The organism is Janthinobacterium sp. ROICE36 (assembly GCF_002869965.1).
Classification (GTDB): domain Bacteria; phylum Pseudomonadota; class Gammaproteobacteria; order Burkholderiales; family Burkholderiaceae_D; genus Janthinobacterium.
This window is the reverse complement of record NZ_PEBS01000026.1, coordinates 38,217-51,065: the sequence shown is the minus strand read 5'-3', so window position 1 is coordinate 51,065 and position 12,849 is coordinate 38,217. Positions and strand designations below refer to the sequence as shown.

At 64.0% G+C, this 12,849-nt stretch carries 16 protein-coding genes; 10 read left to right on the top strand and 6 right to left on the bottom strand.

Annotated elements, in window-relative coordinates:
• The first annotated feature begins 58 nt into the window (after nucleotides 1-58).
• The 6 genes from CSZ94_RS12905 to CSZ94_RS12880 are packed head-to-tail and all read left to right on the top strand — an operon-like array spanning nucleotide 59 to nucleotide 4,139.
• A complete protein-coding gene (locus CSZ94_RS12905) occupies nucleotides 59-616 on the top strand; it encodes an NUDIX domain-containing protein (RefSeq protein WP_102121871.1) in 558 nt (185 codons plus the stop codon).
• An 8-nt stretch (nucleotides 617-624) separates the two neighbouring features.
• Nucleotides 625-1,320 (top strand): hypothetical protein, encoded by a 696-nt coding sequence (locus CSZ94_RS12900; protein ID WP_258000953.1) that lies wholly within the window; start codon nucleotides 625-627, stop codon nucleotides 1,318-1,320.
• Between the two features lie 20 nt (nucleotides 1,321-1,340).
• Nucleotides 1,341-2,054 (top strand): 2-C-methyl-D-erythritol 4-phosphate cytidylyltransferase, encoded by a 714-nt coding sequence (ispD, locus tag CSZ94_RS12895; RefSeq protein WP_102121886.1) that lies wholly within the window; start codon nucleotides 1,341-1,343, stop codon nucleotides 2,052-2,054.
• Between the two features lie 20 nt (nucleotides 2,055-2,074).
• Entirely contained in the window at nucleotides 2,075-2,578 is a 504-nt protein-coding gene (ispF, locus tag CSZ94_RS12890; RefSeq protein ID WP_102121869.1) for a 2-C-methyl-D-erythritol 2,4-cyclodiphosphate synthase, read from the top strand.
• Between the two features lie 37 nt (nucleotides 2,579-2,615).
• On the top strand, nucleotides 2,616-3,779 hold the full coding sequence (locus CSZ94_RS12885; protein ID WP_102121868.1) for a PQQ-dependent sugar dehydrogenase: 1,164 nt from the start codon (nucleotides 2,616-2,618) through the stop codon (nucleotides 3,777-3,779).
• 57 nt (nucleotides 3,780-3,836) lie between these two features.
• Complete coding sequence (locus CSZ94_RS12880; protein WP_180977454.1) at nucleotides 3,837-4,139, top strand: hypothetical protein; 303 nt, start codon at nucleotides 3,837-3,839, stop codon at nucleotides 4,137-4,139.
• A 13-nt stretch (nucleotides 4,140-4,152) separates the two neighbouring features.
• Here the strand turns inward: CSZ94_RS12880 and CSZ94_RS12875 are convergent, their stop codons facing one another.
• Nucleotides 4,153-5,370 carry an MFS transporter gene (locus CSZ94_RS12875; protein ID WP_102121866.1) on the bottom strand — a complete coding sequence of 406 codons (1,218 nt, stop codon included), beginning with the start codon at nucleotides 5,368-5,370 and terminating at the stop codon, nucleotides 4,153-4,155.
• 91 nt (nucleotides 5,371-5,461) lie between these two features.
• Here CSZ94_RS12875 and CSZ94_RS12870 point away from each other — a divergent pair, with 91 nt between their 5' ends.
• Complete coding sequence (locus CSZ94_RS12870) at nucleotides 5,462-6,082, top strand: TetR/AcrR family transcriptional regulator (protein ID WP_102121865.1); 621 nt, start codon at nucleotides 5,462-5,464, stop codon at nucleotides 6,080-6,082.
• Here CSZ94_RS12870 and CSZ94_RS12865 read toward each other — a convergent pair whose 3' ends face one another.
• Entirely contained in the window at nucleotides 6,083-6,439 is a 357-nt protein-coding gene (locus CSZ94_RS12865) for an MmcQ/YjbR family DNA-binding protein (protein ID WP_258000952.1), read from the bottom strand.
• Nucleotides 6,440-6,470: 31 nt separating this feature from the next.
• Here CSZ94_RS12865 and CSZ94_RS28010 point away from each other — a divergent pair, with 31 nt between their 5' ends.
• Both CSZ94_RS28010 and CSZ94_RS12860 read left to right on the top strand, forming a co-directional pair.
• Entirely contained in the window at nucleotides 6,471-6,635 is a 165-nt protein-coding gene (locus tag CSZ94_RS28010) for a hypothetical protein (RefSeq protein WP_180977453.1), read from the top strand.
• A gap of 315 nt (nucleotides 6,636-6,950) precedes the next feature.
• Nucleotides 6,951-7,607, top strand: coding sequence for a CCXG family PEP-CTERM protein (locus CSZ94_RS12860; protein WP_102121864.1), 657 nt, complete (start codon nucleotides 6,951-6,953; stop codon nucleotides 7,605-7,607).
• Between the two features lie 93 nt (nucleotides 7,608-7,700).
• On the opposite strand, the gene CSZ94_RS12855 is transcribed toward CSZ94_RS12860, so the two are convergent.
• From CSZ94_RS12855 to CSZ94_RS12840, 4 genes are all read right to left on the bottom strand, one after another.
• Nucleotides 7,701-8,681 (bottom strand): FHA domain-containing protein, encoded by a 981-nt coding sequence (locus tag CSZ94_RS12855; RefSeq protein ID WP_102121863.1) that lies wholly within the window; start codon nucleotides 8,679-8,681, stop codon nucleotides 7,701-7,703.
• Nucleotides 8,678-10,081, bottom strand: coding sequence for a S1 family peptidase (locus CSZ94_RS12850; RefSeq protein WP_102121862.1), 1,404 nt, complete (start codon nucleotides 10,079-10,081; stop codon nucleotides 8,678-8,680). The genes CSZ94_RS12855 and CSZ94_RS12850 overlap by 4 nt, the downstream gene beginning before the upstream one ends.
• A 66-nt stretch (nucleotides 10,082-10,147) precedes the next feature.
• Nucleotides 10,148-10,801 carry a GTP cyclohydrolase II gene (gene ribA / locus CSZ94_RS12845; protein ID WP_102121861.1) on the bottom strand — a complete coding sequence of 218 codons (654 nt, stop codon included), beginning with the start codon at nucleotides 10,799-10,801 and terminating at the stop codon, nucleotides 10,148-10,150.
• Between the two features lie 243 nt (nucleotides 10,802-11,044).
• Nucleotides 11,045-11,746, bottom strand: coding sequence for a pirin family protein (locus CSZ94_RS12840; RefSeq protein ID WP_102121860.1), 702 nt, complete (start codon nucleotides 11,744-11,746; stop codon nucleotides 11,045-11,047).
• Nucleotides 11,747-11,912: 166 nt separating this feature from the next.
• Here CSZ94_RS12840 and CSZ94_RS12835 point away from each other — a divergent pair, with 166 nt between their 5' ends.
• Nucleotides 11,913-12,836 (top strand): LysR family transcriptional regulator, encoded by a 924-nt coding sequence (locus tag CSZ94_RS12835; RefSeq protein WP_102121859.1) that lies wholly within the window; start codon nucleotides 11,913-11,915, stop codon nucleotides 12,834-12,836.
• Nucleotides 12,837-12,849 lie beyond the last annotated feature (13 nt).

The window sequence follows — 12,849 nt, the reverse complement described above, 5'->3', positions numbered from 1 at the left end:
GAAAGCGGCGCCTCTGGCGCCGTTTTTTTATTTGTCAGCACATGAGCTAAGGAATCCCATGGATACGAATCTGATTGAAACCAAAGTCGACGGCGAACTCGTCTACCAGGGCGGCTTCCTGCGCGTGCAGCGCGACCGCGTGACCTTGCCTGATGGCAAGATCACGGTGCGTGAATTCATCCTGCACCCGGGCGCCGTCGTCATCCTGCCGCTGCTCGACGACGGCACGGTGCTGATGGAACGCCAATACCGCTATCCGCTGGACCGCGTGTTCATCGAATTCCCGGCCGGCAAAATCGACGCAGGCGAGGCCCATCTGGCCTGCGCCCAGCGCGAATTGCTGGAAGAAACGGGCTACACGGCGAGCGACTGGCAATTTGTTTCCACCATCCATAACGCCATCGCCTATTCCGACGAACACCTGGAACTGTTTTTGGCGCGCGGCCTCGTGGCGGGCGAGCGCCGCCTTGACGAGGGCGAGTTCCTGGAAACGTTTACGGCGACAGTGCCGCAGTTGCTCGACTGGGTCAGGGATGGCACCATCACGGACGTGAAAACCGTCATCGGCATCTTTTGGCTCGACAAGATCACCAGCGGCGCCTGGCAAGCGGCTTGATCCTGCGCATGCGCACGGCTCTTTTCCTGCTGCTTGCCTGTGTCACCCTGGGTGTGCAGGCACAGCCGCGCACGCCGTTCCAGGTACGTTGCGAAGACACGATCAGCAAGACGGTGTCCGTGCTGACGGCGCAGCAGAACGGCTACAGCATCGACACGCATCTGCCGTACAAGGCCCTGACCGTGATGAAGGGCATGGCGCGCGCGAATACCTGGGTGCTGGGATTGACCAAGACCGACTCGCGCGTGGCCATCGCGCTGGCCGGTCCCATGCTGCAAGACCCGGTCAGCGGCTATGAATGCGTGGCGCCGCAAATTACCGTGACCCTCACGTATGCGCCCGTGGTGATCTATGTCGGCCGCGAGTTTGTCCCCGGCAGCTGCGCGTATGATGAGATACTCGCGCATGAGCTGCGGCATATGAAAACCTATATGGAACACTTGCCACGCGTGGAAAAGACCGTGCGTGCGGCCTTGGCCAGGCGCTTCGAGGCGCGGCCCCTGTATGCGCCCAGCGGCACGGCGAAGGCGGCGCTGGCGCGCGAGATCGACACGGGCTGGTTGCCATACGTCAAGGCCGAAATGCGCAAGGTGGAAACCTTGCAGGCGGCCATCGATTCGCCGCAGGAATATGCACGCCTGGGCAAGGCGTGCAAAGGCGAGATCCAGAACATCCTGTCGGGCAAGGCAGCGCCCGCCAACTAGGCAATTAGATGAGGAATGGCATGACAGCAGCACCAAACACCGTCCGTTACTTTGCGCTGATCCCCGCCGCCGGCGTGGGCGCGCGCATGGCGGCGGGTAGCCCCAAGCAATACCTGTCCATCGCCGGCAAGCCCATGCTGCGCCACGCCGTGGACGCCTTTCTTGCCAGCCCCCTGATCGCACACACGTATATCGTGGTCAGTGCGGACGATGGCCAGATCGACGGCGTCATGCCGGAGCAGGGCGCAGAGCATGGCGTGACGGTGCTGCGCTGCGGCGGCGCCACGCGCATGGAAACGATATTGAACGCCTTGCAGGCGCTGCACGGCAGCATCGCCGCACATGACCAGGTGCTGGTGCACGACGCGGCCCGTCCCGGCCTGACGCCGGCGCTGATCGGCAAGCTCATCACCGAGGTGGGCGAGCATGCGGCCGGCGGCTTGCTGGCCTTGCCCGTGGTCGATACCGTCAAGCGGGCGGGGGCGGGCAGCCTGTCGGCGCAAACGGTGCCGCGCGACGGCCTGTGGCTGGCGCAGACGCCGCAGATGTTCAGCTATGCCTTGCTGCACCGGGCCCTGTCGCAAGCACCGGACCCGCACGCCATCACGGACGACGCCAGCGCCGTCGAAGCGCTGGGCCTGGCGCCCCGGCTCGTCGAGGGCCACCCGCGCAACCTGAAGGTGACCTTGCCGCGCGACATACACACGGCCGAGCTGTATTTGGCCCATCCTTGAATCCTGAACAGAAAGACCGCATGACGACCATCACCACTCCCGTACTGCCTTTCCGCATCGGCCAGGGCTATGACTGCCACGCGCTGGTGGAGCACCGCGACCTGATCATCGGCGGCGTGAACATCCCCCATCACCTGGGCTTGCTCGGCCATTCCGACGCGGACGTGCTGCTGCACGCCATCACGGACGCCATCTTCGGCGCCGCCGCCCTGGGCGACATCGGCCGCCATTTTCCCGATACGGATGCGCAATTCAAGGGCGCCGATTCGCGCACCCTGCTGCGCGAAGCCGTGCGCCGCGTGCAGGCGAGCGGTTATATCATCGGCAATATCGACGCCACCATCATCGCCCAGCGCCCGAAGATGGCGCCGCACATCGCCGCCATGTGCGCGAATGTGGCCGACGACCTGGGCGTGAGTGTGGGCCAGGTCAACATCAAGGCCAAGACGAATGAGAAGCTGGGTTACCTGGGCCGTGAAGAAGGCATCGCGGCCGAAGCCGTGGCCTTGCTGCTGCGCGCCTGATCCACCACCTTCGCAGTAATCATCGACAGGAGAGAGCATGTTCCAGTTACGCCGCACCAGCATCTTGCTTGCATGGGCATTGGCCGCCGCGCCATCGGCCTGGGCCGAACTGCAAGCCACGGGCGAGCCGCCCGCCGCCAAACAGGGCTGGCAGGCCGAGACCGTCGCGCAGGGCGTGCGCCAACCGTGGGGCATCGCCTGGCTGGGCGAGGGGCGCGCGCTGGTCACCAGCAAGCAGGGCACCTTGCATTTGCTGAATGGCAAGAATTTCGAGGATGTGGCGCTGGAAGGCATGCCCAAAGTCTTCACGGGCGGGCAGGGCGGCTTGCTCGATATCGTCATTCACCCGCAAGATGCTGGCAAGGCCACGTCAAGAGTCTACATGACGGTGTCGACGGGCACCAGTGACGCCAACCGCACGACCCTGGTGCGCGGCGTGTTCGACGGCAAGAAGGTGACGGGCATCCAGACCCTGTTCAGGGTGGCCACGGATAAAAGCGGCGGCCAGCACTTCGGTTCGCGCCTGCTGTGGCTGCCGGATGGCACTTTGCTGATGAGCGTGGCAGATGGCGGCAATCCGCCGCTGCGCATAGGCGACCGCCTGGCGCGCGAACAGGCGCAAAACCTGGCCACGCACCAGGGTTCCATCCTGCGCCTGACGGAAGACGGCAAGCCGGCGCCCGGCAACCCGCTGGCGGCCAAGGGCGCCTTGCCGGAAATCTGGTCGCTCGGCCACCGCAATGTGCAGGGCCTGGCGCTCGACCCGGTTTCTGGCCGCGTATGGGCCACGGAGCACGGTCCGTATGGCGGCGATGAGCTGAACCTGGTGGTGGCGGGCGGCAACTATGGCTGGCCCCTGCAAAGTTATGGCGCCGACTACAAAACGCATGAACCCGTCGGCAAGCATGCAGTGCCGGGCATGCTCAAGCCGAGCGTGGCCTGGGTGCCGTCGCCGGCGCCGTCAGGGCTGGCCGTCTACACGGGCGACAAGATTGCCGCCTGGCGTGGCAGCATCTTCAGCGGCGGCCTGGCGGCCAAGGATATCCGCCGCATCGCCGTCGATGCCAGCGGCAAGGTGACGGGGCAGGACCGCCTGGCCATCGGCGCGCGCGTGCGCGACGTGCGCCAGGGACCGGATGGTTACCTGTATGCGCTGACGGATGAAGACAATGGCCGTTTGCTGCGCATCGTGGCGCAGTAGCACGGCGGGCGCCCACTTCGCTTAAGATGGCGCCTTTACTTCATTCAAGGTGGCGGCATGGCCCGTGATACTTATGCATACCGGCAGGTTGCCGTCGAATCGCGCGCGATCAATGGCCGGGTGGAAATGCGCCCCGTGCCGGGCCAGGCTTTTTCTCCGGAGCTGGCCGTGCAGTGCTCGCGCCGCCTGGTCGAGCTGCAGCGCTACCCGCTGGGCAGCCGTTTTTTACTCTTTGCCAAGCTGACGGACCGCCTGGGCGGCACGCCCTTCCTGTATGCATTTCACGGCGATGCAGACGTGCCAATGACGCCGGCCGACGTGACGAAATTCCTCGGCGAATTTCGTCGCGGCCGCATCTGAACCGACGTCCTTGCTAGGCCTTGCAGGCCGCGCCGGCGCCCGCCTTGGTGCTCGCTTGCGGCTTGCCGAAGAACGCGATCGTCAGCGCGCAGCCGAGGGCGAACACGCCGCCGACCAGCAGCGCGCTCGATACGCCCAGTTGGTCGACGGCCATGCCACCGAGCAAGGCGCCCGACGCCAGCGACACTTGCACGATGGCAACGAAGAGCGCGCTACCGCCTTCCATCAAGTGCGGCGCGGCCTTGAACATCCACGTCTGCACGGCGATCGGCATGGCGCCGAAACCGAAGCCCCACACGGCCACCAGCAGCATGGCGGTGAGTGCATGGCTGCCGAACGCGGCCAGGGCCAGGGTGGACAGGCCCAGTACGGCACCCGTCAGCATCAACGCGGCCCGTTCGTAGCGGCCGGCGGCCCAGCCGCCCACCAGATTGCCGATGAAGCCGGAAGCGCCGTACACCAGCAGCATGGCGCTGACCGTGCCGGTGGCCAGGTGCGAGATCTGCGTGAGGAAGGGCGCGATATACGTGTAGGCGGCGAATTGGCCCGTGAAGAGCATGGCCGTGGCGATCAGGCCCAGCCTGGCCTTGCGGATGCCGAAAATCATCGGCAACTGGCGCAGGCGGATGGCCTGCGTCGGTGGCAGTTTGGGCAGCAGCAATAGCTGGCCGATGAAGACCAGCACGGCAATGGCGCTGGCTGCGCCGAAAGCCACGCGCCAGCCGACCAGCTCGCCCACCAGCGCGCCAGCGGGCACGCCCGCCACCGTGCCCAGCGAGACGCCGGCGAAGATGATGGACATGGCGCGCGACGCATGCTGCGGTGCCACCAGGCGCGGGCCGATGGCGCTGCCGATGGCCCAGAAGCCGCCCACGCCCACGCCCAGCATGGCGCGGCCCAGCAGTATCCAGCCATACGAGGGGGCCAGCGCCACCAGCAGGTTTGAGGCGACCAGCAGGGCCGTGAGCGCCAGCAGCACGATGCGGCGGTCCAGGCGGCCCGAGCCGACGGTCACGAAGATGGCGGCAAACGCGGCAACGGTGCCGGGCGTCGTGATCATCAGCCCCGCCTGGCCCTTGCTGATGGCCAGTTCGGCGGCCATGGCCGGCAGCAGGCCGACGGGCAGGAATTCGGACGTGACGAGGGCGAAGGCGCCGATGCCGACGGACAGGACGGCCAGCCAGGGCGCCACGGTGGGTTCGTCGTCAGAAGCGTTGGAAAGTGTTTGCATGTGAGGTTCCTGACAGCCGAGAGGTTTTTAACCGGTCGGTATATAATCAGGGCAGGCAGACAGTGTTGTCAATAATTTTTTACCGAACGGTATGAAACAAGATAAAAATGAGTCAGCAGTGAAGGCGAAAACGGGCAGGCCACGCACCTTCGACGCGGACGAGGCGCTCGATTGCGCCATGAAAGTGTTCTGGGAAAAAGGCTATGAAGGCAGTTCCCTGCCGGAATTGACGAAAGCCATGGGCATGAACCGGCCCAGCCTGTATGCCGTCTTCGGCAACAAGGAGCAGCTGTTCCACAAGGCGCTGGAGCGCTACAGTGACACGCGCATGCAGTTTTTCGATGCGGCGCTGGAGCAGCCGACGGCGCGCCAGGTGGTGCAAGCCTTGCTGACGCAGTATGTCGAAGCGCAAACCATGCCCGACGGTCCGCACGGTTGCATGGGCGTGAATGCGGCGCTCGCCTGCAGCGACGATGCCTTGCCTATCCGCGATGAATTGTTTGCGCGCCGGCTGCGCGGTGAAATCAAGTTGCGCGACCGCTTGCGGCGTGCCAAGGAGGAGGGGGATTTGCCGCCCGATTCCTGTCCCGAGCAGCAGGCGCGCTTTGTCGTGACCCTGTCGCAAGGCATGGCCATCCAGGCGGCGGCGGGCGTATCGCGCGAGCAATTGCAGCAGATGGTGGGATTGCTGCTACGCAATTGGCCGCTGTAACTACCCGGTCGGGGCGATGGTCTTGGCCAGGTCGCTGGGCGCCTTGCGCCGCCAGGCGGCCGTCAGGGCAGCGGCCAGCATGTCCAGTTCGGCGTCCGCCAGGCGCACCGTGATGCCGGCCAGTCGTTCGCCCCACCACAGTTTTTCGCAGCCGGACGGTGTGATGACGGTGGCGATATGCGCCGCTTCCGCATCGAGCAGCACGTTGATGTGCTCGTCGTCGGGCAGGGTGGCAAAGATCTTCCCGCCGACGCGGAAGGCTGGACGGTCGTGGTGTTCTTCCTCGGTGGCGTCGGGAAACGACAGTGCCAGATAGCGTAGTTCTTCCAGGTCGACCATTTCCTCTTTCCCCCTCATCAGACAGATAGCTGCATGACTGCATTTTGCCATGCTGTTTCGCCGCGTGGTGCAGCGGCATGCGAAAAGAAATGCGCAAGATACGACACTGCTGCGTGCCTTTGTGGTGCTGTTGCGACACCTCGCCAGCCTGCGCGACGAGGACATTGCCCAGGCGGCACGGCTGTCCAGGCCGTTATACCTGCCTGGCGCGTGATTGTCATAAAAATATCTTACATGCTAAAAAGAAAAATACTTTGCTTCCATGAAATTTAAGATAAAATAGACTCAACGTTTTACCTGACCCGTCAACTGACTGGCTTTGTCCCGGGAACCCGAACCCTTTCCAGGACGCTTGCAGTGCCGCCATGGCACACCGCAAGTTCGCGATGTTCTGCGGAAGCTGTGCCCCCGACCGCTCATCCTTGCAATTTCCCGCGCTATGCCGACACGCCTCAATGCAGCGTGTATTCAGCTCAAGCGCTCTCACACCTGCTGCGTCCGTTGAATACTTACTGACTGGATACATAATATGAAAAACTTGCCTAAAATCGCCCTGTCCCTGATCGCTGCTGCTGTGTTTGCCCAAGCGAACGCCAGCACCATCACGCTCTCCACTGGCTACTCGAATGCCGGCGCGCAAACTTCCGCCGCCGCTTACCAGTCCGTGGTGAATGCCGCCGTTGCCACGCCGGGCGCCGGCTATGGCACGACGACCATTGCCAGCTACAACAATGTCACAAATAGCAGCCTGTTCGGCAGTGGTTCGAATATCGCCTTCAAGTCGGTGATCAATTTTGGCGTCAGTGCGGCCGATGCGGGCGCCTGGAGCTTCCGTAGCGGTGTCGACTTCGGCAAGGGCGGCGCCCTGTTCCTCGACGGCGTGGCGCTGGACTTCAAGAGCAGCGACCTGTGGTGGGCTGGTAACTACAATAGCAGCAGCCAGTTCCTCGCCGGTGCGGGCGCCTTGTCTGCAGGCAACCATACCTTGAGCATCTTCGGCCTGGAAGGCTGCTGCGATGGCGGCCAGCAAGTCCAGTTCAAGGCGGGCAGCAGCAATTTCACCAGCTTTGGCGCCAATGACGGCTTGATCTCGGCCGTCCCTGAACCAAGCACCTACGCCATGCTGCTGGTTGGCCTGGGTCTGCTGGGCTTTACGGCGCGCCGCAAACAGGAAGCCAAGTTCTAAATTGCCATGACGTAGTAGCGCGCGCTGCAAGCGCGCGACAAAAAAGCCCGCCGGTCTGCAAGGACACGGCGGGCTTTTTGCCTATTGGCGCTTTTAATCGCCGCTGTCTTCGTCTTCGTCGGCCCCCTTGGCCGCCTTGCCCCGCTCGGCGTCGACGGCGCGCTGCAGGCCAGCCGCATCGCGGAAGAAAGCGTCCGTCGTGTGATTCGGGCTCAGGCGCAAGGCCGGCGGGTAGATCACCGACATGTAGGACTCGTCGGCCAGGCGACCGCTGATCTGCAGGTTGCTCAGCAGGATCAGGCTTGAGCCAAGGATGGCCAGCACGACGGCAACGAGGCCGAAGCGGCGCGCGTGCTGGGGTTTGATCGTGCACAAATGGTAGTAGACCATGGCGCATACAATGACGATGAACATATGCCGCCCGTAGCCCGTCAGCACTTCCAGCGACAGCGCATACGCCGCCACATTGCTGCCCAGTTCCCATACTTCCATGGCCAGCAAGCCGCAGCCGATGATGAACAGGTGGCGGCCGAAGCGCGCCACATGGCCGAACAGGCGGTTTGCCACGGCCCAGATCGACGCCCACACGAGGCCGCCAGCCAGCGCGTAGGCGATGATCATCAGGTAGGAAATCGGGTCGAAGGCTTCCGCGTCGCCGAGCCAGTTGCTGAAGGCGGCCGAGGCGCCTGTCATGGCCAGGCCAGCGACGGCGGGACGCAAGCCTTCCCAGTCGTGTCTGGTGGTGTCGCTCAGTTCGGGCGCAACAGGGTGGTCGCTGGCGCGCACGCGCAGGCGCGTGTGTCCCAGGCGCACGATGCTGTTGCCGTGCAGGGCCACTTGCCGTTGCCGCTGGCCCCGGTGGATTACGCCATTCTGGCTGCCCAGGTCGCGCAGCAGCAGGCCGCCTGCGCCATCGTCTTCGATGATGGCGTGGCGGGCGGCCGTATGCGCGTCGTCGAGGATGAAGTCGTTGTCGTAGCCGCGGCCGATGCGGATCGGCAGGGTGGCGATGCGCTGGCGTTGCTGCACTTCGCCATTTTCGGCGAGGATTTCGATGAAGTACGGTGCTGTCATGGCTTGCGCGTCCCGGTGGTGGATGGGGCGCGCGACAGCGCTTCGAGGAAGGTGCGGGTGACGCGCATGCCATTGGCGTAGGACACGCCGCGCGCGTCGATGCGGCTTTGCAGGCTCATGAGTGGCTCATCGGTGCTGGCGGCCAGCAGGGCAAAGTCGTACAGACCGGTAAACTTGCGGTAGGCACGCACGCACAGGACGGCGCGCAGGGGCAGGGTGGCGTTCTTGACGAACTGTTCGGTGCAATGGGGGCCCGTCAGGTGCACGCTTTTGTAGCTGCCGAAACTTTCATTCTTGAACGAGGCGCTGGCCAGCTCGGAAAAGCGCAGCGCGCCCAGTTCGCTGCTGCGCAGGAATTCGTGGCGCATCGACACTTGCCCTGTCTGCAGGGCGCCGGAAATGAAGATGGCCGATTCCATGGCGCAACTGGTGTTGTCGAGCATGTAGGGCTTGTCGGACTTCACGTTGGAGCGGCCCCAGCAGCGCATCTGGTCGGACTCGCGCACGGGCACGCGGTACGGGCCCATGGCTTTCAGGCTTAATGGCGTGTCGAGCAGGCGCGCCAGCATGACGTCCTGGTGCGCCAGCAGTTGCGCCGTCACCAGCGGCTTGAAGTCTTTCGGCGGCTTGCCTTGCAGGGCTACCTTGGCCAGCAATTGCTGGGCATAGCGGGCCGGCACGAGGAAACTCACGAGTTCGCCATCGAGGCGCTTCGACACGTTCACGCCGGCCACGTCGCCGCTGGCCGTTACGCTGGGGCCGCCGCTCATGCCGGCATTGATCGGTCCCGTAAACATCAGCTGGTCGTAGAAGCTGCGCGTGACGACGCCGTTGTACGCGCCTTCCGAGATGGCGAAGCCCAGGTCCAGCGGATTGCCCATCGAATACAGGTATTGGCCCTGGGTCAGGGGCGCCAGCGGCTCGGGCATCTTGAAAAAGCCCGTGCCATGGCGGTTCACGCGCAAGACGGCCAGGTCGTGCAGCACGTCGACGGCCAGTAATTCCACATTGCCGCGCTGGCCGCTGGTGTCCACCCATTCGCCCACATAGGTATCGGGGTCGAGCGCGAATTGCGACACGACGTGATAGTTGCTCACGACCAGGTCGCCCGTGCCTATCAGGAAGCCGGAACCGACCGACGATTGCGTGCGGCCATTTTTCAGCAGTACACGCACTTGCAGGATGTCGGCGCGCGCGGCCGTGTAGAGTTTTTGCGCGGCCGACGAGGGCGGCGGCAAGGCTGCATGTTCGGTGGCGGCTGGCGCGGCGGTGGCCGGTGGCGGTTTGGCGGGAGGAGTCGAAGCGGTGGGTGCCGCAACTGGCGCCGGCGCCGGAGCCGCGTGTGCGCCTGCTGCAGCGCACAGGCTGGCCAGCAAGAAGACGAAGTTAGATAATTTCATGCATCCTTTGTGCGTGAGCAGGGGCGCGCCAGCCCGGCAAGCCGGGGCGGCAAGCCGGAGCGTCAATTACAGGGCGCCGTCTTCCAGCGCCGGCGCCGTTTCCGGCGTCATCATGTGACCCAGCTTGCTTTGCTTGGTGTTCAGGTAGTGCTGGTTGAAGGCGTTGCGGTTGACCAGCAGCGGCACCCGTTCGGCCACCGTGATGCCCAGCGCTTCCATGGCGGAGATCTTGCGCGGGTTGTTCGTCATCAAACGCAGGCTGTTGATGCCGAATTGCGCAAACATGGGTTTGCACAAGGTGTAGTTGCGCGCGTCGGCCTTGAAACCCAGCTGTTCATTTGCCTGCACCGTGTCGGCGCCGGCCTCTTGCAGGCGGTAGGCGCGGATTTTGTTGATCAGGCCGATGCCGCGCCCTTCCTGGCGCAGATACAGCAGAATGCCGCGGCCTTCTTCGGCGATGCGCTTCAAGGCGCCTTCGAGCTGGGCGCCGCAGTCGCAGCGCTGGGAAAACAGCACGTCGCCCGTCAGGCACTCGGAATGCACGCGCGCCAGCACCGGTTCGCCGTTGCCGACATCGCCCAGCACCATGGCCAGGTGTTCCTTGCCCGTGGCGTGCTCGACAAAGGCGTGCAGGGTGAACTGGGCCCACGGTGTCGGCAGTGCGCAGGAAGTCGTGTAATCCAATTCGCCTGTCGCCAGGAGGTCTGCGCCGCTTTGCATGGTTGTGCTCATCTAGGTAATGTTCGAAAATAAAGGCGCGCCGCACCACTGCGGTGCCGGCGCGCCCTGTCATCATACCAAAAAGCAGGGGAAACCATTTCCCCTGGCTGAGATTTGAAGGCTGGAATGCCTGGTACTGCCCCTCTAATTGCGGCCGGATCCGCTTTTTACAAGACGGCTGGCCTTGCCGAATCCCCGTTCCACCAGCAACAGCATGCCGCGCAGGGCTTGGGCCAGCGACCCTTATCGAGGCAGATCGAAGACCAGCACTTCGGCATCCTCTGCCAGCGTCAACGTCACTACGGCCTCTTGGGTCAATTTCAGCGCATCGCCCGCTTTCAAGGGCGTGCCGTTGACCACCAGGCTGCCGCGGATCAGGTGCACATAGGCAATGCGGCCTTCGTCCAGCGCATGTTCGGCTTGCTCGCCTTCCTGCAGGATGCTGGCGTAGATGGCCGCATCCTGGTGTATCAGCACGGAACCCTGGCGCCCGTCGGACGAGGCGATCAAACGCAGCTTGCCCCGTTTGCTGTCTGGCGTGAAGTGTTTCTCTTCATAACTGGGGGCAATGCCCGTCACGTTCGGCTGTATCCAGATTTGCAGGAAGTGCAAGCCATCCGTGGCAGAATGGTTGAACTCGCTGTGGCGCACGCCGCTGCCGGCGCTCATGCGCTGCACATCGCCGTAGTGCAGGACGGAACCGGTGCCCATGCTGTCCTTGTGCTCGAGCGCGCCGTCGAGCACATACGAAATGATTTCCATGTCGCGGTGGCCATGCGTGCCGAAACCCTGGCCTGGCGTGACGCGGTCTTCATTGATCACCAGCAAGGGGCCAAAGCCCATGTGCAGCGGATCGTGGTAGCTGCCGAAGGAAAAGCTGTGGTGGGAATTGAGCCAACCGTGGTTGGCGGCGCCGCGTTCTTCGCTATGACGAATCTGTAACATGGTGGACTCCGTTTCTCTCAATGAATGTGCGATAATTTCGAAGGGCCGTTGCCAGGCAGTTGCCATGGCGCCTATGCTGCCCTTCGCTGTACGATGGAGAAAGTATAGGCCGGCCAGGCTGGAAAGAAAAACGGAAAATCTTGCGTACTATGATCGAAAAAATCGAATGTTAAGACTGAGCCTGGAAGCCTTGCAAATCGTCGACGCCATCGACCGCCGCGGATCGTTCTCGTCGGCCGGCAAGGAGTTGCATAAAGTGCCGTCCACCATTTCCTATACGGTGGCCAAGCTGGAAGACGACCTCGGCGTGCAGGTGTTTCTGCGCAATGGGCCGAAAGTCACGCTGACGGCGGCCGGCCAGGAGTTGCTGAAAGAGGGCCGCTATCTGCTGAAGGCGGCGCAGGACCTCGAGCACCGCGTGCGCAGGGTGGCGTCCGGCTGGGAAACGGAATTGTCCATCGGCATCGATTCCATGTTTTCCGCCGTGGCGCTGGCCGACGACGTGCGCGCCTTTTACCAGGTGGCGCAGCAGACGCGCTTGCGCCTGTCGCAAGACACCCTGTCTGGCACCTGGGAAGCGCTGCTGGACCGCAGGGTCGACTTGCTGGTGGGCGCGCCCGGCGACGGGCCGGCGGGCGGCGGCTATATCGCGCAGCCGATAGGCATGCTCGACTTCGTGTTTGCCGTGGCGCCCACGCACCCGCTGGCGCAGGCGTCGGAACCCTTGTCGCGCGGCCACTTGCAGCAGCACCGGGCCGTGGTGGTGGCCGATTCGGCGCGTCAGATGGCGCCGCGCACGGTGGGTTTGCTGCTGGGGCAAGATGCTTTGAGCGTGCCGAGCATGCAGGTCAAGTTCGATTACCAGGTGCTGGGATTGGGCTTTGGCTTCCTGCCGGGGCCGTGTGCGCGCGCCGCCATCGCGCGCGGCCTGCTGGTGGAAAAGGCCGTGGAAGAGCCAAAGCCGTCGGAAACGTTTTACCTGGCGTGGCGCGTGGGCGAGGATGGCGCCGCGCTGCGCTGGTGGATTGCGCGCATGCGCGAACCGGATGTGTTTGCCCGCCTGGCGCAGCATCTGCCGGGACGGGCCTGACGCAGCCCCCAGC

Excerpts from the sequence above, each read along its gene's own strand:
- CSZ94_RS12905 (WP_102121871.1), top strand. The coding sequence starts at position 59 with ATGGATACGAATCTGATTGAAACCAAAGTCGACGGCGAACTCGTCTAC.
- CSZ94_RS12900 (WP_258000953.1), top strand. The coding sequence starts at position 625 with ATGCGCACGGCTCTTTTCCTGCTGCTTGCCTGTGTCACCCTGGGTGTG.
- ispD (WP_102121886.1), top strand. The coding sequence starts at position 1,341 with ATGACAGCAGCACCAAACACCGTCCGTTACTTTGCGCTGATCCCCGCC.
- ispF (WP_102121869.1), top strand. The coding sequence starts at position 2,075 with ATGACGACCATCACCACTCCCGTACTGCCTTTCCGCATCGGCCAGGGC.
- CSZ94_RS12885 (WP_102121868.1), top strand. The coding sequence starts at position 2,616 with ATGTTCCAGTTACGCCGCACCAGCATCTTGCTTGCATGGGCATTGGCC.
- CSZ94_RS12880 (WP_180977454.1), top strand. The coding sequence starts at position 3,837 with ATGGCCCGTGATACTTATGCATACCGGCAGGTTGCCGTCGAATCGCGC.
- CSZ94_RS12875 (WP_102121866.1), bottom strand. The coding sequence starts at position 5,370 with ATGCAAACACTTTCCAACGCTTCTGACGACGAACCCACCGTGGCGCCC.
- CSZ94_RS12870 (WP_102121865.1), top strand. The coding sequence starts at position 5,462 with ATGAAACAAGATAAAAATGAGTCAGCAGTGAAGGCGAAAACGGGCAGG.
- CSZ94_RS12865 (WP_258000952.1), bottom strand. The coding sequence starts at position 6,439 with ATGAGGGGGAAAGAGGAAATGGTCGACCTGGAAGAACTACGCTATCTG.
- CSZ94_RS28010 (WP_180977453.1), top strand. The coding sequence starts at position 6,471 with ATGCTGTTTCGCCGCGTGGTGCAGCGGCATGCGAAAAGAAATGCGCAA.
- CSZ94_RS12860 (WP_102121864.1), top strand. The coding sequence starts at position 6,951 with ATGAAAAACTTGCCTAAAATCGCCCTGTCCCTGATCGCTGCTGCTGTG.
- CSZ94_RS12855 (WP_102121863.1), bottom strand. The coding sequence starts at position 8,681 with ATGACAGCACCGTACTTCATCGAAATCCTCGCCGAAAATGGCGAAGTG.
- CSZ94_RS12850 (WP_102121862.1), bottom strand. The coding sequence starts at position 10,081 with ATGAAATTATCTAACTTCGTCTTCTTGCTGGCCAGCCTGTGCGCTGCA.
- ribA (WP_102121861.1), bottom strand. The coding sequence starts at position 10,801 with ATGCAAAGCGGCGCAGACCTCCTGGCGACAGGCGAATTGGATTACACG.
- CSZ94_RS12840 (WP_102121860.1), bottom strand. The coding sequence starts at position 11,746 with ATGTTACAGATTCGTCATAGCGAAGAACGCGGCGCCGCCAACCACGGT.
- CSZ94_RS12835 (WP_102121859.1), top strand. The coding sequence starts at position 11,913 with ATGTTAAGACTGAGCCTGGAAGCCTTGCAAATCGTCGACGCCATCGAC.